Genomic DNA, 18529 nt, shown 5'->3' on the forward strand with positions numbered 1-18529 from the left:
TTTAGCATGGCCGAGAGCAATCGTTGGCGCGCTGCCATGTGCCTCTCACCACACTCGATTCGCTCTTGGGGGCTTCACCCGCCTTAAACCCGGAGAGGCTGCGGACTTCTGAAGCTTTCGATGCCTCTCCGAGTAAAGGACGAAGATAGATATGGAAATGCATGGCATCAAAAGCTACGGCGAGAGACTTCAGTTCGCATATACCCTTCGTGGGTTTCCAAAACTCTACGCGCTGTCACACCGAATCGGTGTGACGGACAGCGCCCTCAGTCGGTGGTTTCGTTCAGAGCCAATCAGTATGGAGAACTTCGCCAAGCTGTGCGTCGAGCTGAACGTCAATGCCGATTGGCTTCTGCTCGGCCGTGGACAGCATACGCTCGGCGCCATGCATGACGCGCCGCATCGCAAAGCGCTCGCGGACGTGATTGAAAGAATGGCCGACAACGATGTTCGTAACCTCGCCAAGTTTCTTGATGAAGTAACCACTCCAGCAACTTGAGCGCCACGCAATATTTTCAGGGCAATTCGTGAGCAATGCTCAACCGACTGAGCTTCACGAAGGGTCCGATATTGATAACTTCTAGATGCCCGAGCAATGACGCCTGGGTATGAGCTGGAGATCATCATGTGCACTAAGGAATCTGCAAAAGCTGATGTAGAAGTGAAGTTCGAGTCCCAGAAAACGTTCAGCCTTTTCGGTCGGAACATCTCAACTTGCCAAGCGGCCCTGGGGGCTGGTGCTCACGTGCAAGTCACCAACACAGAAGGCCTGAACTACCATCTGAATGTTTTCGCGAAATGCGAGTGCGACGGGCTTCTGAAGAGACTCAACGTGGCAATCGACAAGTCCATAGGTAACCCTCCCGAAGGCTTGCGTGACGTCCCTTTCACTATCGACCGCACTTCCCATCCCGACTGGCGCTCTCGTCAAGCCTATCTTCGCGATGGTGTGGGATTTACGAGCAGGATCATCACCTGCGCATGGCCTGCCCTTGCGCCGCCTAAGCTGGGCAGCGTGCTAACCGGTGGAACTACGACGACAATCGACGCCACAGCCATCGACTCGCAGTTGGTTTATGCCATGACCGATGCTACCCCGGAGCAGGTCAGCGCATACTCCCACCTGAACCTCTACGCACAGGGGGCTGCGCGTGCTGTCCTGAAAAGCAAGGGCGTGGACATCACCAATACGGACTATCTGCAGACGAAGCAATGGTTCGATGCTGTGGTTTACCAACTGACCGATCTGGGCTTCACCGTGAAGGCAGCGAGCGGCGGCCAGGTCAGGCAGGATGTCTCTTCTGGTGACGTGGACATCGGTAGTTTGCTGACCACCATCGTTGGCACGTATCTGGGAGCGACGGAACTCGAGAGTTTCAAGCAGCTCGCGACGCTCTTGGCCAAGGATCCCAACGATTCGGGCACCCATGACTTCATGACCTTCTGGTGGAACAAGGCCAGTACTAAGGACGGCCGCACGACTGTCGCCTTTGGCCCCATCAAGAACGACCAGGGCATGGCTTCGGTGACGGTGGTTTACCTCGTGTTGGATGTGGAATTCACAGACTGGCACTCATTGTTTGTCAGCTACCACCATGAAGGTGTAATGATCCGCAGCGCAGCCATTACCCTGGATCTCGACATGGAGGTCTACAGCAACAATGAAAAAGCAATCTTCGACGCCATCTCCGGCGCAGTGGCCAATCACATCAAGACTCAGGAACTGAGTTTCGACTGATAGCCGATCGATGCGGGGCTCCAGCACATATTCGCAACGCTGGAGCCCCGTTTTTTTGTGCAATGGCACTTTCCGCGCTGCCTTTCTTAGTCGACCGTGATCTGCCCTGAGGGACTGGCGCTAAGGAACGCGTAGACGGCTCACCACCCGATTAATCTCCCCTACCACCCGCCCCGTCGCCTCCTCGATCGTTCCCTCATTCCGACACAAAAACCAACCCTGATCGGCAGCGGCCACCTCAAACGCCTCAGTACAAGCGACATGCTCCTCCAGACCGCGAAGCACAGTACTGCTCAAGCCACGCCGTCGCGCCCCCGCCCTCGCCCACGAAATTTCCGCCGCCGTGACCACGCCAACATGCAGGTCGGGCACCTGAACGTTGCGATCACGGTTTAATTGCAGGATTTCAGCAAACGGGACTATCCGGCGAAACGCGGCATCGGACGGGTACCAGCGATCGATCAGGATGATGCTGTCGGCGGGTTGTCTGGTCAGCACGTTTCGGGAAATCCAGCTGCGGCTATCAGCGAGGCGTTGGCAGACTTCCAGTTCCAGATCCCGATCAGGATGACGGACGAGTCGGTTCACCAGATGCATTGTCTCGCCCCTGAACGGGTCGCTTTTTTTCTCGCACAGTCGGATCACTTTCTGGTTGTCTGCCCTCAGGACTTCAGTGATGGCCTCCAACAGCGAGGTTTTGCCGACGCCTTTGGGGCCATCCAGAGCGACAAACAGCGGACGAGTCATTTTTCTCACAGGCTTTAACGGGGAGTAGCGCGCACTCTAACGGATTTTCAGGTTGAACCTCTTCTGCTCAGGCGGACTCCCAAACCTGAATTCAGGAGAAACCTATGACCCAGACAGCTCTAGTCGTGGGCGCCAGCGGCATTGTCGGCAGCGCCATCACCCAGTTACTCATCGACAACCAGTGGCAAGTCGCCGCGCTGTCGAGGCATCCGTCGCAAGCGCCAGGCGTGATCCCTGTCGCGGCGGACCTTCAGGATCCTGCTTCTCTGGAACAGGCGCTGAGGGATGTGAAACCCACGCATGTGTTCATTACCACATGGTCGCGGCAAGCCACGGAGGCCGAGAACATTCGCGTCAATGCCGCCATGGTGCGCAACGTCCTCGCCGCCATTCGCCCAGCGAAAAGCGTCAAACACGTAGCACTGGTTACCGGCCTGAAACACTACCTCGGCCCTTTCGAAGCCTATGGTAAGGGCAGCCTGCCACAGACGCCGTTTCGCGAAGAACAGGGTCGTCTGGATGTCGAGAATTTCTATTACGCTCAGGAAGACGAACTCTTCGCCGCGGCTGAAAAGGATGGCTTCACGTGGAGCGTTCATCGCCCGCATACCGTCACTGGGGTGGCCGTGGGCAATGCGATGAACATGGCGACCACCCTCGCCGTCTATGCCTCGATTTGCAAGCACACCAATCGCCCTTTTGTGTTTCCCGGTTCCAGGGTGCAGTGGGACAGCCTCACCGACATGACCGATGCGCGGCAGTTGGCGAAACAGCAACTGTGGGCGGCCACCACGCCGGCTGCGGCAAATCAGGCATTCAATATCACCAATGGCGATGTATTCCGCTGGAAATGGATGTGGAGCCGAATTGCCGAATACTTCGACCTGCCTGCTGCTGACTATCCTGCGTCACCTTCTCCTCTAGAGAAGCAGATGGCGGACGATCAAGCCGTATGGGCGCAAATAGTCGCCGAGCACGGTTTGAAAGAGTCCGACATTGGACGTCTGATTTCCCCATGGCATACCGATGCAGACCTTGGCCGGCCGATCGAAGTGGTCACGGATATGTCGAAAAGCCGACTGATGGGCTTCACTGCCTACCAGGCGAGTGATCAGGCATTTTTTGACGTGTTCGACAGGCTGCGGGAGATGCGCTTGATACCTTAGGCGGTTCCAGACAGATAAGGTGGGCACCTGGCGTGCCCCCTCATTCAACAGTCATTTCCACGCCCTCGCCCCCCACATCTGCGACTTTCATTCGCCCTGTGAAATCCTCCTGCCAGTCACCGGCAGTACGCAGCCGATCATATATCCCAACTCCAAAATAGCGCCTTCCAGAGGTATCGCTCTGTATCCAAGTGTGTACGGACGCAAACACGTTACACAACATTGATCTTCCCGCCCCCTCAGACACAAGCGAGATACACCAGCACGATGAACTGCGCCCACGGCCAGCGCAGTGCTCCTGTGCCTGACAGCTGTCATTGGGAGCACCTGAACGGCTTCCACTTTCTTGACGACAAGTCGGAGGATTAAACCCATGCAAACAAACGCGTCATCGGTCTTGAATCGGCTGCAACTTAATCTCGATCGCGCTGGGGACTGGATCGCCCCTTTAAGCCTGCGCGTTTTTCTGGCCTGGGAATTTTTTGAAGCGGGATGGGAAAAGTGGAACGGTGAGAACTGGTTCCCCAGCATTCAAGGGGCCTTTCCTTTTCCCTTCAATCAGCTGCCGGCTACGTTCAATTGGCAGTTATCCATGTGGGCAGAGCTGCTCTGTTCCATTGCTTTGCTTGTAGGCCTGGGAACACGTCTTTCGGCACTGATCCTCATAGTGGTCACCGTCGTGGCAACTGCCGCAGTTCACTGGCCAGCAGAGTGGTCGACGTTGAGTGAACTGGCTATGGGGTACTCCATCAGCAACAAAGGCTACGGCAATTTCAAGCTGCCGTTGATCTATCTCGTCGCACTTCTGCCACTGGTATTCACAGGCGCCGGCAAGCTGAGCCTGGATGCATTCATCGATCGGTATCTCGAGCGCTTGAATGCACGCTGAGTGTTATCGCGTCATCAAGGGTATCGCTCTCAACCCCCACTAGTTAACCAGGAGTTTCACCATGACCCATATTGATAAAGTGCTGTACACCGGCAAAGTCCATACCTCTTCGGGTGGACGCAATGGCACCGCCCTCAGTGACGATGGCCGACTGGATATAAAGCTGTCATCGCCTGGCACCTCTGGCGCCGGTACCAACCCAGAGCAGTTGTTCGCCGCAGGTTGGTCGGCCTGTTTTATCGGCGCGATGGGGATTGCGGCGAGCAAGCTGAAAGTCACCCTCCCGGGTGACCTTGCCGTCGACGCCGAAGTGGATCTAGGCACAACAGATGGTGCGTATTTCCTCCAGGCTCGCCTCAACGTCTTCCTTCCCGGGCTGGATCGCAACGTCGCTCAAGACCTGATCGATACCGCACACCAGACATGCCCGTACTCCAAAGCGACGCGGAACAACATCAACGTGGTGATCAACCTCGTTTGAGCAGAACCGTGGCGGGTTTCAATCGCCCGATTCACACCCTCGGCTGCCAACGGTGACCGTGGAGGTGCTGTGGATCGGGGGTTTCAGACGTCGAATCGGAGTATTTAGCTCATGCAAACGAACACTTCATCATCAACGCATTTAGATCCACAGCTTCCCCCTGCGGCGACCGTCGGGCTCGGGTTGCGCCGTGCGCTGCTCAACACGCTTCGTGACGCTCCAGTCGGGGATTTCGATTTTCTAGAGGTTGCTCCAGAGAACTGGATCGGCATCGGCGGCGCTCATGGTGAAGCCTTGCGATTGCTGGCTGAACGCTACCCGCTGTCATGCCATGGCCTGTCACTGTCACTGGGTGGCAGTGCGCCGCTGGACGAGTCTTTTCTTGAGCAGGTCCGCGGGTTTCTCGATCGCTTCAACGCGCCGTTCTATAGCGAACACCTCAGTTACTGCAGTGACGATGGCCATTTATACGACCTGCTGCCGTTGCCATTCACTGAGGAGGCCGTTCATCACGTTGCGGCGCGCATCCGTCGTGCGCAGGACATTCTCGGTCGTCGTCTTGCTGTAGAGAACGTCTCTTACTACGCCGCTGCTCATCAGGACATGGACGAACTTGCTTTTACCAATGCAGTGCTCCGCGAGGCCGATTGCGACCTGTTGCTCGACGTTAACAATGTGTACGTCAACTCAGTCAACCACCGCTTTGATCCAGCGGTTTTCCTCGCCGGCCTGGAACCCGAACGCGTAGTCGCCATGCACGTGGCTGGGCATTACGACGAAGCCGAGGACCTGATCATCGACACCCATGGTGCGTCGGTCAAACCGGTAGTCTGGTCATTGCTGGGGCAGGCTTATGACCTTTTCGGCGTGAAGCCAACCCTGCTGGAGCGCGATTTCAACTTTCCGTCCTACGACGAACTGGTGGCTGAGTTGAACATCATCAAGCGCTTGCAACGCGACGCGGGTGCTTTGGCGCGGGTGACTGTCGATGGCTGACTCCCCTTCAAGTCTGCACAGTCAGCAGCTCGCGCTGACCCGTTACCTGCGTGACCCGGACAGTTATGCGCCGCCTGCGCAGATGAATCCCGCAAGAGCGCAGGTCTACCTCAACCTGGTGTTGAACAATCTGTTGGGGTTGCTGGGTGGAACGTTTCCGGTGCTGATTGCCGTGCTGGGTGATGCCGGTTGGCGTGGGCTGGTACGGCGTTTTTTGCGTGACTACCGCGCGCAAACGCCACGCTTCGGAGAAATAGCTCGTGAGTTTGTAGACTTCGTAGCGAGCCTGGAAGACTCGCCCGGTCACGAACACCCCTGGTACCCGTTCTTGCCTGAATTGGCTCATTACGAATGGGTGGAAATGGCGCTGCAACAGTTGGACGCAGCGCCGTTAAAAGCCAGTGATGCGGCGTATTTACTCGACCGTCCCCTCAGGCTTTCCCCGCTCGTCTGGCCGCTGGCTTACACCTGGGCCGTACATCGTCTCGGCCCAGGCCACTTGCCTTCTGAACCGCCAGAACAACCGACGTTGCTGCTGATCAGCCGTGTGCCGAGTGGCCAGGTGCAATTCTCCCAGGTCAGCCCTCTCGCGTTCCGTTTGTTGCAGCGGATCGAGCACTTCCCTGACATGGATGGACGAGCGCAGTTGCACGCTTTGGCTGCGGAGGCTGGTGCATCAGACGTGACCAGCTTCGTTGCTGACGCACTGGTGCTGCTGCGCAAGCTGCATGAGCAAGCTGTCGTCGGGGTAGCAGCGACACCCGTTTTAAAGCTGTTGTCCTGACTGACGCGCAAAGGCTGAGGTCAGTTTTTGTATCTCTATGTACCCAAACGCGAAGTCTTGGGATTGGCTTACAAATGCTCCGCTCGCCGATACATCGCCGATACATGACTCCCGCTAAATAGGCCTGCCCGAATAAGGTCGCTCTGTCGAAGTGGACGAAGCTTGCGCCCTTCGCCTCGAGCTTCCTTGAGGGTCTATCCGCCCTGTGGCATGAATCGCGGCCTCGCCGCGCAAAGCATCTGGAGAAGCACTATGTACCGTAAACCAATGTCGAACAAAACCAGTCTCGGCCTGGCCGCAATTGCTTTAGCCGGTGGCATGAGCCTGGCATCGTCTGCCGCTTTTGCTGTTGAGCCATTGCCCCAAGGCTACCAACTGGCATCGGCCGATAAAACCGGCGAAGGCAAGTGTGGCGAAGGCAAATGCGGCGCCAGCGAAGCCAGCGACAAGTCCGCTACTGCCGAAGGCAAGTGCGGTGAAGGCAAATGTGGGGACGACTCTTTCGCCCGCACAGATACCGACCATGATGGCCTCGTCTCTCTTAAAGAGCTGCTGGCTGTGGCACCTCAGGGCGGTGAAGAATTCAAAGCGATGGACACCAACCACGATGGTTTTCTTTCGGAAGGTGAGGTCTACAAGTTCAGAACCAACCAGTACATTTCCAATGGCAAGAAAGTACCCACCGAGCTATTTACCCGCATGAGCAAAGCGCAGAACTGATTCCTCCCGCCGTAGCATTCGCCCTCCCCGCGCCTGCAGCCAGGGAGGGCGATCTACTTTCTGCAAAGCGCTCAATGTTAAATGCGGATTGATTACACAGCGTTATAAGTGATGTTCTCCGCCCCTGATTTATCCCCTGAACGCAACACTCTAAAGTCGATCCCACTGCTCCCCTCTTCATATCGATGGGGCGCCTACAGGAGACTTATCCCATGCCTTTCATCAGCGTTCGTATCACTCGCGACGGCGTTACCAAAGAACAGAAATCCCAAGTCATCGCCGAGATCACCAAAACCATGCAAACAGTCCTCAACAAGGACCCGCACCTCACCCATATCGTCATTGAAGAGGTCGACACCGATAACTGGGGCTATGCCGGAATTACCACCACTGAGTACCGCCAACAACTGACGGAGTCGAAGAAATGACTTTCCCCGTCAGTATCGACTTTGTGTCGGATGTCGTGTGCCCCTGGTGCGCACTCGGCGCCACAGCGCTGGAACAAGCCATCGCCAATGTTGCCGGCGAGGTTGCCGTAGAACTGACCTTCAAGCCGTTCGAATTGAACCCGGACATGCCGGCCGAGGGCGAGCACGCCATCAAGCACATGATGCGCAAATACGGGCGCAGCGCCGAAGAAGTCGCCACGCGCAATGAAATGATCGTCGCGCGTGGCAATGCCATCGGTTTTCAGTTCGACCTGGAAAAGCGCAGCCATTTCTACAACACCTTCGATGCCCATCGCCTTCTGCTCTGGGCCGTGCAGGAAGGCCGCCAGGTCGCGCTGAAGAAAATCCTGATCGAGGCTTATTTCACCAATGGCGAGAACCCCAGCGACCACGAAACACTGGTGCGCCTGGCCGGTGAAGCGGGACTTTCAACCACCCGCGCCCGCGAGATTTTGACTAGCGAGGCGTTCGCTCTCGAGGTCCGTGAACTTGAGAGCTTTTACCTTGAGCGCGGGATTAACTCGGTCCCGGCCATGGTGCTGAACGGCCGTCAGTTGGTGTCCGGATCGCTATCCGTCAAGGAATACGAACAAATCCTCAGGCAAGTCGCACGAGAGTCCGCCACTGCCTGACAAAGCGACTTAACTGCAATCTCAGTTATTAAGCATTTCGCCGGGGCTTGTTGAAGTGACCGCCCCACTTCCTTCCATCAACGTCAAGTGAACCGTCATGCCTCACGACTTGAATCAACTGGAAACTGCGCTGGCTGCTTACCCCCGAGTGGCGCTGCTGGAAGGCCCGACACCGATTCAGAAACTGTCCCGTCTGAGCCGGGCCGCCGAGCTGCATGGCTGCGATCTCTACGTCAAACGCGATGACCTGATGGGCCTCGGCGGCGGTGGCAACAAACTGCGCAAACTCGAATTTTTGCTTGGCGAAGCATTGGCCGAAGGCGCGGACACACTGGTTACCTGGGGCGGCTTTCAATCCAATCACGCCAGGCTGACCGCCGCCGTCGCGGCCCGCCACGGCTTGGCCTGCGAGCTTATTCTGACTCCGTCTGCGGTGCGCAGCGATGATGATTTTTGTCATAACGGCAACGTATTGCTCGATGGCCTGTTTGGCGCAAAGGTTCATCGACTGCCGCGCGGTTTGACGCCCGATAGCTACGCTGGCGAACTGCTCAGCGCGCTCAAAAGCCAAGGCAAAAAACCCTTCCTCATACCATTGGGCGGCTCCAGCCCCAGGGGCAGTCTGGGCTACGCCGCTTGTGCGGGAGAGATCCTCCGCCAGGCAGACGCGCTCGGTGTGCAATTCGAGCGGATCATCATCCCCAACGGCAGCGCAGGGACCCATTCAGGACTGCAGGCGGGTCTGGCACTGGCTCGATCATCAACCGAAGTGATCGGCTACTCGGTGTTGGCAACTGAGGAGCAGGCCACGGCCGCGACCCTGGGAAAAACTCGGGAAACCTTGCAGCTCCTGGACCCGTCCGCAACCCTTCTGCAAAGCGCAATCACTGTGGATGGCAGTCAACGTGGCGACGCCTACGGCGCACCCACCGAATCGATGCTCGAAGCGGTTCGACTGCTGGCCTCCGTTGAGGGCTTGCTGACGGATCCGGTCTACGGTGGCAAGGCCTTCGCCGGGTTGCTCGCTGCCGTGCGCCGGGGCGACTACCCGCCAGGCAGCAATCTGCTGTTTGTGATGACCGGCGGCTTGCCTGGCCTTTTTGCCTACCGCAGCGCCTTCAACTGACTTGAGCTTTTTCGTCGTCATAAAAAACTGATGCCCGGGCGAGCCCACGGCATCGGTCACTCAACTTGCGTGGAGTACATTGTCATGTCGAACGCCCCTTATCCGCTGAACCGCACCGCTTATCTGCTGGTCGATCCGTACAACGATTTTCTCTCGGAAAACGGCAAGGTCTTCCCCTTGATCAAGCCGATTGCCGAGCAGGTCGGGCTGCTCGACAACCTGCGAGCCCTCGATCGCGCCGTACGGGCGCAGAACATTCCGGTGGTCATCGTGCCGCACCACCGCTGGGAACATGGCGACTATGAAGGCTGGGACCATCCAACACCGACCCAGTGCAAAATCATGCACATGCACCACTTCGCACGCGGTGAATGGGGCGGCGAATGGCATCCCGATTTCGCGCCGAAGGACGGCGACATTGTCGTGCAGGAACATTGGGGCTCCAGCGGCTTTGCCAATACCGACCTTGATTTTCGCCTGAAGCAGAAAGGCATCACCCACGTCATCATCGTCGGCCTGCTCGCCAACACCTGCATCGAAGCGACCGCCCGCTACGCCTCGGAACTGGGCTACCACGTCACGCTGGTGCGGGATGCGACCGCCGCTTTCCGTGCGGAAATGATGCACGCCGCCCACGAGTTGAACGGGCCGACTTTCGCTCATTCAATCGTCACCACCCAGGAATTGATTGAAGCGCTGGCAGCGCAGGGGTAGCGGCGATGAACCTCACCGATTTCGCCAGTTTGCCGTAGCGCGCTCACTCCAAGGACAACTCAGCGCTTGATCGACCGCCAATAAGAGCTGTGCAGAAATCAGCTTGAGCCACCTGTTCGTGTCGGCTTCAATGGCAGGAAAATTCGCTGATGGTCGATGTAGATCCGTCTTCCCGGCGAAACGCTTCTACAACATTTGCTCGCGTAGAAAATCGATGAACGCCATCGTCCGCGCTGAACGTCGTCGCTCGCGGCTGAGTACGGCGCTGACAGGCAGCGCGCTGGTCTGATAGCTGTCGAGTACGGTACTCACCCTGCCCTGCTCGACGTCAGCTGTGAACAGCCATTGCGGTGAGAGGGAAATACCCAGGCCGCAGAGCACCATTTCGCGGATAGCCTCGCTGCTGTAAGTGGGCGAAGCAGTCGACGGGTTCACCCAGGGCCAGGAAGTCTTCGGCATGCCCGGCGGGATCGGCGGTGCCCAAGGCACCATGGCCGAGTACATTGCCGTGGATGCCCGCCTGATCGCGGTCAAGCCACACACCCTCAGCATGCGTGAGGCGGCTGCATTGCCTTTGGTATTCATCACCGCGTGGGAAGGTCTGGTCGATCACGCCAATGTCCGCTCCGGTCAGCGTGTCCTGATTCATGGGGGCGCGGGCGGGGTCGGCCAAGTGGCTGTGCAACTGGCCAAGGCACGCGGTGCCGATGTCTACGCCACCGGTTCGGCGGGCAGTCTCGACTTCATACGCTCGCTGGGGGCTACAGCGATCGACTATCAGGCACAGAGCGTTGAGGATTATGTCGAGCACTACACCGCCGGCGAAGGGTTCGACATTGTCTACGACACCGTCGGCGGCGGCACGCTGGATGCATCATTCAAAGCCGTGAAAGCCTATACCGGGCACGTGCTGAGCTGCCTGGGTTGGGGCCAGCACAGCCTGGCACCGTTATCTTTCAAAAGTGCCACCTACTCGGGCGTCTTCACCCTAGCGCCACTGCTCACCGGCAAAGGACGCGAACACCACGGCGCTATCCTGCGCGAGGCCGCTGCGCTGGCCAATGCGGGTCAACTGACGATCCGCGTGGATCAACAGCACTTTGCGCCGCAAGACGTCAACGAGGCATTTCGCCAAGTCGCCGAAGGCCGCGGCAAGGGGAAGACGGTTATCGAGTTTGTGAGTGCATAGCCTCTTGTAATCCTTTCAGAACGCAAACGGCCAAAGGCGTCTGCCTTTGGCCGTTAGTTGCCACCCAGCAATAACCGCTTTCGGCCAAGAGCTGCCGCCCCCATGGTCTTCTCCAGCCCAAAACGCTGTCGCCAGTTGCTGCCGAACGTATGGCACACCTACTGGCATGGGCTGCACACCATATGGATGGCAACCCGATCCCTGTAGGCGGCTCGTTCTATGAGAGCTGGCCTCTCACCCATTTGTAATTACCTGGCCTGAATAAACCGCTGCTCAAGGTTTTCTTTTGCATTGCTCTTCGGGCGCACCATATCCCCAAGTGATGATGGCTTCGGCCTTATGTTCCCAAAGCGATTCATTACGCCCGACGTATTTGATGCCCATGCCACTGAGTTGCTGGTACATCAGCGATACGCTGTCGCCACGCTCGGCTATTAATGTCGGCGGATCAGTTTCGAAGAACCTGACAGTTACCACGTTTGCAGGGATGCCGTCGCATTCGTAAAAGACAGGCCCAGTGCCAGAGATCAGTCGGTACCGTGCTTGCAACTCAGCGATGCGGTTCTGGTATTCCATGCGCAGGCATGCACCGACGTCATCACTCTTCCAGCAATCGTCCCGCCCCTTGATCCACCCCCGCTGCTCTGCTTTGAGCATTGGAGGATGCTCGTTGCCGGCCTTGATACTCGCACTGGCATACACTGCCGAGAGTTTGCGATCGAGGGCAGATAATTCCTTGTCTTTACATATCAATGCTTCGATACCGCCAGGCTCCGCCTTTGAGCAATCGTAAGATGGACCAGGTGACGAACTGATAGCCGACGATGTTCCCGTGCGCGCCCCGGTCGACTGTATCGCACTGATTTGCTGATCAATGTAATTGCACCACTGCTCGGAGCTACGCTCAGGGACATCTGCCCCATCCTGAACCCCCAACTTTATCTCGATCACTGACTTCCATTCGTCAGAACCTAAATCCGGTCCGTGCCCTTGCATATCAGCCGAATGCAGAACCTTATCGACCGATTGATACCACGTGTTTGAGCATTGAGATTGCGCCTTCGCAACGCCTGTGACGCCAATCAATAGCAAGACCAAATATTTGCGCATGTGCGGTTTCCCTGGATTTACGCAGTCGCCAACCACTCATCTTAGCCGGTCTCATCCGCTAGCGATCGGTGAGTCAATAGTGATTGCAGCACCTGATGAGCCACATCCATCGGCCATAAGTAGATGGAAGGAGATTGATTGCCTCAAGGCTCAGATATCCCTGACTCGAAGCGGAGCTTTCTGGCCGACGAGCTTCCCCTTATTCCATGGCTGAGGTCGATATTTAGCGATTGTGTACATGGTGGTGCCCTCCACGTGGGTGAAGGACCGGGGTGGATCAGTCGCGCGGCACCGTCGTCGGATTCGGCCAGAAGCAGACACTTGAAAAGCTCAACGATCAGGTTCTCATGTCATGAAATCATCCGGCTGCCGTACCATCGGCACATCGACAATACGGAGGTTGATATGGGAAATGGTCAGGACAAACGAGTCGTTGTCGTTGGTGCAGGCATCGTTGGCGCGTCATTGGCGTATCACTTGGCAGGTAAAGGCGCGAATGTCACTTTGATAGAAGCTGAAGGTATAGCTTCGGGAGTGACCGGCAGCTCATTCGCTTGGCTCAATGCCTCACACCCCGAACCCGACCCGATCGCGCAACTGCGCGGTTCTGCCATCAAGGAGTACCACCGACTCGAAACGCAGCTACCTGGTCTGGAGATAAGATGGACAGGCGCCTTGTCTTACAGTGCGCTGGCGATTGAGGCACTGCCAGTCTCAGGTCACCAGGCTTCAGCAAACCTGGTGTCTCGATCGCAGATTCTCGACTTGGAACCAAATCTCAAGAACCCTCCCCAGTCTGCTCTGTATGCGGCTGAAGAAGGAGCGCTGGACGCAGTAGCAGCTACGCATGCGTTGATCGCAGGTGCGCAGGCATATGGGGCGAAGATTCTCACTCAGACGCGAGTGCTCGGTTTTGTAACCCAGAGCGCAACGGTGACAGGAATCGAAACAACCAAAGGCGTCATCGATGCCGATATTGTCGTATTGGCAGCCGGGGCAGGCATCACGAAACTGACAGACATGCTTGGAGTGTCCCTGCCAATAGAGGCCTCCCCTGCCATTTTCATCCGTTACAAGTCACAACCCGACCTCGTACACACCCTCATATCCAGCCCTGAAATGGAAGTGCGGCAAAGTTCGGATGGTGCGTTGCTCGCGGCGGAAGATTATCTGAACGATGCCGTGGAAAATCAGCCGGCAGCGATAGCGCTTCGCACTGCCAAGACAATCCAGAACGAACTCCATGGTGTCGTCTCCATAGAACTGGAACGGGCTTGTGTCGGCGTCAGGCCCATGCCTGCCGATGGCATCCCCATCATCGGTTATCTCCCCAAAGTAGGTGGCGTCTACGTTTGTGCAATGCACCCTGGAATTACTCTGGCGGCGATAGTGGGACGTCTGGCCAGCGAGGAGATCATCGATGACAAGGTGTCCAGTGCCCTTTGCCCATGCCGGCCTGATCGATTTTTGCAAGCGGAGGGAGCCTCTTGTGAGGCAGAAATCGGCCAAGAGCAGACGTTCGAACCCAAGGTGATGCGATGAAGGGACAAACCAAGAATGACTGCACCTCTGACCAGTAACGCAGCAACCCAGCCTGGGCCTATTACCGGGATCGGCGCGTCAGCCTGAACTGTGGCCAACTGTCCAAGAAACCAGGGGCGTCATTTCGCCCGAAACAGACACTACGCGCGACGTATTTGCCTGATGGCCCAACGCCTGAGTAGAATGCGATTCATTATCAATCATGTATGTCCCGGGATGCCGATGCGTAGCGACGAACCACTAGGTACTGCAGATCCAGGGCTGCTCTATCGCACCCACTTCTCGTGGTTACAGGGCTGGCTGGTCCGTCGCATTGGCTGTCGCGATAATGCCGCAGATCTGGCGCAGGACACCTTTGTGCGTGTGCTCAAACACCGTCATCAGTCCGGCGCCCTGCGCGAACCACGTGCTTATTTGAGCAGCATTGCCCGAGGGTTGATGATTGATCAGTATCGTCGTCGCGAACTCGAACGTGCCTACCTGGAAAGCATCACCTTGCTGCCGCAACACGAGGTTCCATCGGAAGAAAGCCGGCTGATGATTCTGGATGCGCTCGAGCGCATAGACCGTCTGCTCGACTCGCTTAAACCAAGAGTACGCCAGGCGTTTTTATTTGCCCGACTCGACGGTCTGACCTGCGCGCAAATCGCCGAAAAGCTCGGTGTTTCCCGCGCGACGGTGGAGCGCGACCTGGCCACGGCCCTGCAACACTGCTATCGCTTGCGTTATGTCGAGGCCTGAGCCCGAGGCGCTGGATCCGGCCATTGTCGAGCAGGCAATCCAATGGCTGGTGCGCCTGCGCTTCAATCAAGCCGATGAACAGACACAGCGCACGTTCGAGCGCTGGCTGCAGCAGCGCCCGGAGCATGCGTTGGCGTGGCAGCGTGTGGAAACGCTTGGCGATGAATTCGAAGGCGTGCCAGCTCAACTGGCTCGACAAACCCTTAAGGGTGCCCAGCATGGAATGCGCCGGCGGGAAAGCCTGAAGCTACTGGGCGTATTGGCGACGGTCGGCGCGGCAGCCTGGCTCGGCCGCGACTACACCCCCCTGCCCTCCATGCTTGCACAGCAGCGCAGCAGCACCGGCGAGCAACGACGTTTCCAACTCGATGATGGCAGCCTAATCCAGCTCAATAGCGATAGCGCCGTCGACAGCGATTTCGACGCCCAGCGGCGCCTGATCATCCTGCGCCAAGGTGAAATCATCGTGAATGTCGGTGCGGATCAACACTCGCCGCAAGCGCGACCACTCTGGGTGCAATCACGCGACGGAATGATGCGAGCCCACAGCTCGCGCTTTCTGGTCCGCGAGCGTGACGACGGCACTCTGGTCGCGGCCCAGGAAGGATCAGTCACGGTGTTCCCCGGCTCCAGTCAAACGCCTGCGAGCCGCAACGTCCTGGCAGGAAACCAACTGCTGTTCACCCCAAGCGGCACCCGAACGTTCAGGGACAACGGCCTTGATCCATGGGGTTGGGGTGACGGAGTGATCAGTGCGAACCATATGCGCCTTGGGGACTTCATCGCGGAGTTGTCGCGTTATCGCCCCGGAGTCTTGCGCTGCGCCGAAGAGGTCGCTGATCGACGCGTTTCCGGCACTTTCCAGCTCGCCGACAACGATCGGGTCCTGGCATTGATCGCGCAGTCACTGCGCCTGCACATTGATTACCGAACCCGTTATTGGGTGACCGTAACCGCTGCCACCTGAGTCCACCTGAATATTTTTCTGCTATCTGAAAAATAATGAGGTGGTTTCTCATTCTCGTTCGACCTCTAAGGAAGGCCGGAATACAGGCCAGTCTGCCGATGTCCTTTCTTGGAGCGAGAAAATGAGTTCGTCCCCGGTTTCACAGCGCCATCCATTAAGTCGTGCCATGCACGGTGCGATCTTGGGTTTGATCGTGAGCAGCTACGCATTGCCATCGCTGGCGCAAACCTCGGGCGCTGATCACAGCAATCAAGTCAAACAGTGGAATATCGCCCCCGGCCCACTGGCGCCGGCGCTTGACCGTTTTGCGCGCGAAGCTGGCATAAGCCTTTCCTTCGACGCGTCGAGTGTGGCGAACCGCACCACTGCTGGCGTGAATGGCTCGCTCGATACATCGGCAGCGCTGTCATCGCTGCTCCAGGGAAGCGAATTGCAGGTCGAACAGCAAGGCCCGAATGCTTACCTGCTGACCCCTCAAGCAAAAACCGCCGGCCCGCTGGAACTCGACGCAACGGCCGTCGAGGACTACCGCCTCGCCCCGCTCATCATCAATGCCAAGGTCCGGGTCAGTGCCGACGACGACGCCAATTCCGTGGTCGCCAAGGAGCTCTGGGTTGGCGGCAAGGTGGCCACCAGCATTCTCAATACACCGGCATCGGTGTCGGTGGTGACCAACAAGGAAATGCAGCAACGCAGCGTCAGCACCACGGAAGAAGCGCTGCAATACACGCCGGGCGTGGTCAGCGACTTTTATGGTACGGATGATCGCAACGACTATTTCCAGATCCGCGGCTTCCAGGCCACCACCTACCGTGACGGCTTGACCCTCAGCTCGATGCGCGGCGTACGCGAAGACCCATTCGCCTATGAGCGCATCGAGATTCTGCGTGGCGCCAACTCCACGCTGTTTGGCCCTGCGGACCCGGGCGGTTCGGTAAATTTCGTGACCAAACAGCCGCGCTTCGAGAAGTTTGGCCAAGGCTATGTGACCTACGGTTCGTTTGACCATGTCGAGACCGGCATCGATGTCGGCGATGCGCTGAACGACGAGAAAACCCTGGCCGGCCGTTTTACTGCCAAAGGCCAGAACAGCGACCGCGAGTACGATCACTCGCAGGACGATAACCAGTTGTTTATGGGTGGCCTCACCTGGGCACCGACGGATTACACATCGGCTACGATGATTCTGGATTACCTGAAAACCGAAAGTTCGCCCAACAGCGGCGGCTATCCACTGGATCGGGAATACGACCGCAGCAAGTTTTATGGCGAGCCCAGCTACAACTTCCACGATGTCGAGCGCACCAGCCTCAGCGGTAACGTCACCCATGATTTCGACAACGGCTTCGTGCTGCGCAGCAATCTGCGTTACAGCAAGTTGACCGATGATTTTGGCTACGTGTACCTCAGCGACAGCGCCGCACGTATCGGTACCACCGTCGATCGCTACCTGTTCGGAACCGACACTGAAGCCGACCAGTTCAACGGCAATCTGATGCTGCAATACGATGCCCGCTTCGAGAACATCGACAGCAGCAGTCTGGTGGGCGTGGAGTACCTCGATTCGACCACCAAGGAAAGCTCGGTCTACGCCCTGACAACCCCGATCGACATTGCCAACCCGGTGTTTACTGGCGTTCCACGCTCAATCGCGCCGTATGCCGTCAACAAGCGAGACGCGACCACCAAGGCTGTGTTTCTTCAGCAGAACCTGTCGTTCTACGAGCGTTTCATCGTCACCGGAGGTGTGCGCAACGACTCGATGGACCTGACCAGCAAAGGCTTGCAATCCACCGAGAAAGACAACTTCTCCGAAACCTCCTACCGAGGTGCGTTGACCTATATCGTCAACGATGAAGTCTCCACCTATGTGAGCATGGTCGAATCCGTCTCGCCGCCGCAGGTCGGCGTGACACCGCAGACAGGCAGGCAGTACGAAGTCGGCGTGAAGTATGCGCCGATGGGGATGGATGCACTTTTCTCCGCCGCCGTGTACGACCTGACCCAGGAAAATGTCACCATCGCTGTGGTGCTGCCGAGCGGCATCATCGAGCAGCAGACGGTGGGCGAATCGAGGGCGCGTGGCCTCGACCTGGAGGCCAAAGCGCAGGTGACGCAGAACCTCAGCCTGATCGGTGGCTATTCCTACATGGAGTCCGAGGTACTGCGCGGTTCGTTGTATGACGGCAGTTCCCTGAAGGGCAACGAGTTCGCCACGGCACCCAAGCATTCCGCTTCGCTCTGGAGTTACTACGACGTACCCGCCACTGATGTCAGCGTGGGCCTGGGTGCGCGCTACGTCGGCGCTTATTACTTCGATGCAGCCAACTCCGGCAAAAGCGATGGCACTACCCTGTTCGACGCCGCCTTCAACTACAAGATCGCCAAGGGCACCGACCTGGCGGTGAACGTCAGCAACCTGCTGGATGAGCAGCACGTGGTCGGCTCCGGCACGGCGAACTTCTACAACCCGGGCCGCGAGATTACCGCCAAACTGAGCTACAACTGGTAAGCAAGCGGGTCAGCGTTTTTCCCCAC

19 protein-coding genes and 1 pseudogene are annotated in these 18529 nt (G+C 57.6%); 17 read left to right on the forward strand and 3 right to left on the reverse strand.

What is annotated here, in order from left to right; genetic code table 11:
* Positions 1–157: 157 nt before the first annotated feature.
* Complete coding sequence (locus tag AB4O45_RS00245; RefSeq protein WP_252876304.1) at positions 158–499, forward strand: helix-turn-helix domain-containing protein; 342 nt, start codon at positions 158–160, stop codon at positions 497–499.
* Positions 500–625: 126 nt separating this feature from the next.
* Positions 626–1738: a hypothetical protein gene (locus AB4O45_RS00250; RefSeq protein WP_460160898.1), complete on the forward strand. Its 1113-nt coding sequence runs from the start codon at positions 626–628 to the stop codon at positions 1736–1738.
* A 120-nt stretch (positions 1739–1858) separates the two neighbouring features.
* Here AB4O45_RS00250 and AB4O45_RS00255 read toward each other — a convergent pair whose 3' ends face one another.
* Positions 1859–2485: a dTMP kinase gene (locus AB4O45_RS00255; protein ID WP_460160899.1), complete on the reverse strand. Its 627-nt coding sequence runs from the start codon at positions 2483–2485 to the stop codon at positions 1859–1861.
* A 104-nt stretch (positions 2486–2589) separates the two neighbouring features.
* Between AB4O45_RS00255 and AB4O45_RS00260 the strand changes: the two genes are divergently transcribed.
* The 10 genes from AB4O45_RS00260 (at position 2590) to AB4O45_RS00305 (ending at position 10442) form a co-directional block, all read left to right on the forward strand.
* Positions 2590–3651 carry an SDR family oxidoreductase gene (locus tag AB4O45_RS00260; protein ID WP_460160900.1) on the forward strand — a complete coding sequence of 354 codons (1062 nt, stop codon included), beginning with the start codon at positions 2590–2592 and terminating at the stop codon, positions 3649–3651.
* A 373-nt stretch (positions 3652–4024) separates the two neighbouring features.
* Positions 4025–4540, forward strand: coding sequence for an HvfX family Cu-binding RiPP maturation protein (locus AB4O45_RS00265; protein ID WP_460160901.1), 516 nt, complete (start codon positions 4025–4027; stop codon positions 4538–4540).
* 61 nt (positions 4541–4601) lie between these two features.
* Positions 4602–5021, forward strand: a complete 420-nt coding sequence (locus AB4O45_RS00270) for an organic hydroperoxide resistance protein (protein ID WP_056786037.1) — start codon at positions 4602–4604, stop codon at positions 5019–5021.
* Positions 5022–5132: 111 nt separating this feature from the next.
* Positions 5133–6017: an HvfB family MNIO-type RiPP peptide maturase gene (locus tag AB4O45_RS00275; protein ID WP_460160902.1), complete on the forward strand. Its 885-nt coding sequence runs from the start codon at positions 5133–5135 to the stop codon at positions 6015–6017.
* A complete protein-coding gene (locus tag AB4O45_RS00280) occupies positions 6010–6801 on the forward strand; it encodes an HvfC family RiPP maturation protein (RefSeq protein ID WP_095180032.1) in 792 nt (263 codons plus the stop codon). The genes AB4O45_RS00275 and AB4O45_RS00280 overlap by 8 nt, the downstream gene beginning before the upstream one ends.
* A 252-nt stretch (positions 6802–7053) precedes the next feature.
* Entirely contained in the window at positions 7054–7521 is a 468-nt protein-coding gene (locus AB4O45_RS00285) for an HvfA family oxazolone/thioamide-modified RiPP metallophore (RefSeq protein ID WP_041480354.1), read from the forward strand.
* Between the two features lie 212 nt (positions 7522–7733).
* Positions 7734–7949 carry a tautomerase family protein gene (locus AB4O45_RS00290; protein WP_016774741.1) on the forward strand — a complete coding sequence of 72 codons (216 nt, stop codon included), beginning with the start codon at positions 7734–7736 and terminating at the stop codon, positions 7947–7949.
* Entirely contained in the window at positions 7946–8602 is a 657-nt protein-coding gene (locus AB4O45_RS00295; protein ID WP_310216017.1) for a DsbA family oxidoreductase, read from the forward strand. The genes AB4O45_RS00290 and AB4O45_RS00295 overlap by 4 nt, the downstream gene beginning before the upstream one ends.
* A 97-nt stretch (positions 8603–8699) precedes the next feature.
* Positions 8700–9728 (forward strand): D-cysteine desulfhydrase family protein, encoded by a 1029-nt coding sequence (locus AB4O45_RS00300; RefSeq protein ID WP_310216019.1) that lies wholly within the window; start codon positions 8700–8702, stop codon positions 9726–9728.
* An 84-nt stretch (positions 9729–9812) separates the two neighbouring features.
* Positions 9813–10442 carry a cysteine hydrolase family protein gene (locus AB4O45_RS00305; RefSeq protein ID WP_460160903.1) on the forward strand — a complete coding sequence of 210 codons (630 nt, stop codon included), beginning with the start codon at positions 9813–9815 and terminating at the stop codon, positions 10440–10442.
* 186 nt (positions 10443–10628) lie between these two features.
* Here the strand turns inward: AB4O45_RS00305 and AB4O45_RS00310 are convergent.
* Positions 10629–10847 (reverse strand): annotated as a pseudogene (locus tag AB4O45_RS00310) (LysR substrate-binding domain-containing protein); the annotation flags it as partial.
* Between the two features lie 4 nt (positions 10848–10851).
* Between AB4O45_RS00310 and AB4O45_RS00315 the strand changes: the two are divergent.
* Entirely contained in the window at positions 10852–11631 is a 780-nt protein-coding gene (locus AB4O45_RS00315; RefSeq protein WP_460160904.1) for a zinc-binding dehydrogenase, read from the forward strand.
* A gap of 273 nt (positions 11632–11904) precedes the next feature.
* On the opposite strand, the gene AB4O45_RS00320 is transcribed toward AB4O45_RS00315, so the two are convergent.
* Positions 11905–12741: an MliC family protein gene (locus AB4O45_RS00320; RefSeq protein WP_460160905.1), complete on the reverse strand. Its 837-nt coding sequence runs from the start codon at positions 12739–12741 to the stop codon at positions 11905–11907.
* A 405-nt stretch (positions 12742–13146) separates the two neighbouring features.
* Here AB4O45_RS00320 and AB4O45_RS00325 point away from each other — a divergent pair, with 405 nt between their 5' ends.
* The 4 genes from AB4O45_RS00325 to AB4O45_RS00340 all read left to right on the forward strand — a co-directional run bounded on the left by AB4O45_RS00325 (position 13147) and on the right by AB4O45_RS00340 (position 18503).
* Positions 13147–14283, forward strand: a complete 1137-nt coding sequence (locus AB4O45_RS00325; RefSeq protein WP_460161527.1) for an NAD(P)/FAD-dependent oxidoreductase — start codon at positions 13147–13149, stop codon at positions 14281–14283.
* Positions 14284–14505: 222 nt separating this feature from the next.
* Positions 14506–15024 (forward strand): sigma-70 family RNA polymerase sigma factor, encoded by a 519-nt coding sequence (locus AB4O45_RS00330; protein WP_460160906.1) that lies wholly within the window; start codon positions 14506–14508, stop codon positions 15022–15024.
* On the forward strand, positions 15011–15991 hold the full coding sequence (locus AB4O45_RS00335; protein WP_460160907.1) for a FecR domain-containing protein: 981 nt from the start codon (positions 15011–15013) through the stop codon (positions 15989–15991). Before AB4O45_RS00330 ends, AB4O45_RS00335 begins: the two co-directional genes overlap by 14 nt.
* Before the next feature lie 121 nt (positions 15992–16112).
* Positions 16113–18503: a TonB-dependent siderophore receptor gene (locus AB4O45_RS00340; RefSeq protein ID WP_150742188.1), complete on the forward strand. Its 2391-nt coding sequence runs from the start codon at positions 16113–16115 to the stop codon at positions 18501–18503.
* Positions 18504–18529 lie beyond the last annotated feature (26 nt).

This window comes from Pseudomonas sp. S2_B10 (assembly GCF_054668425.1).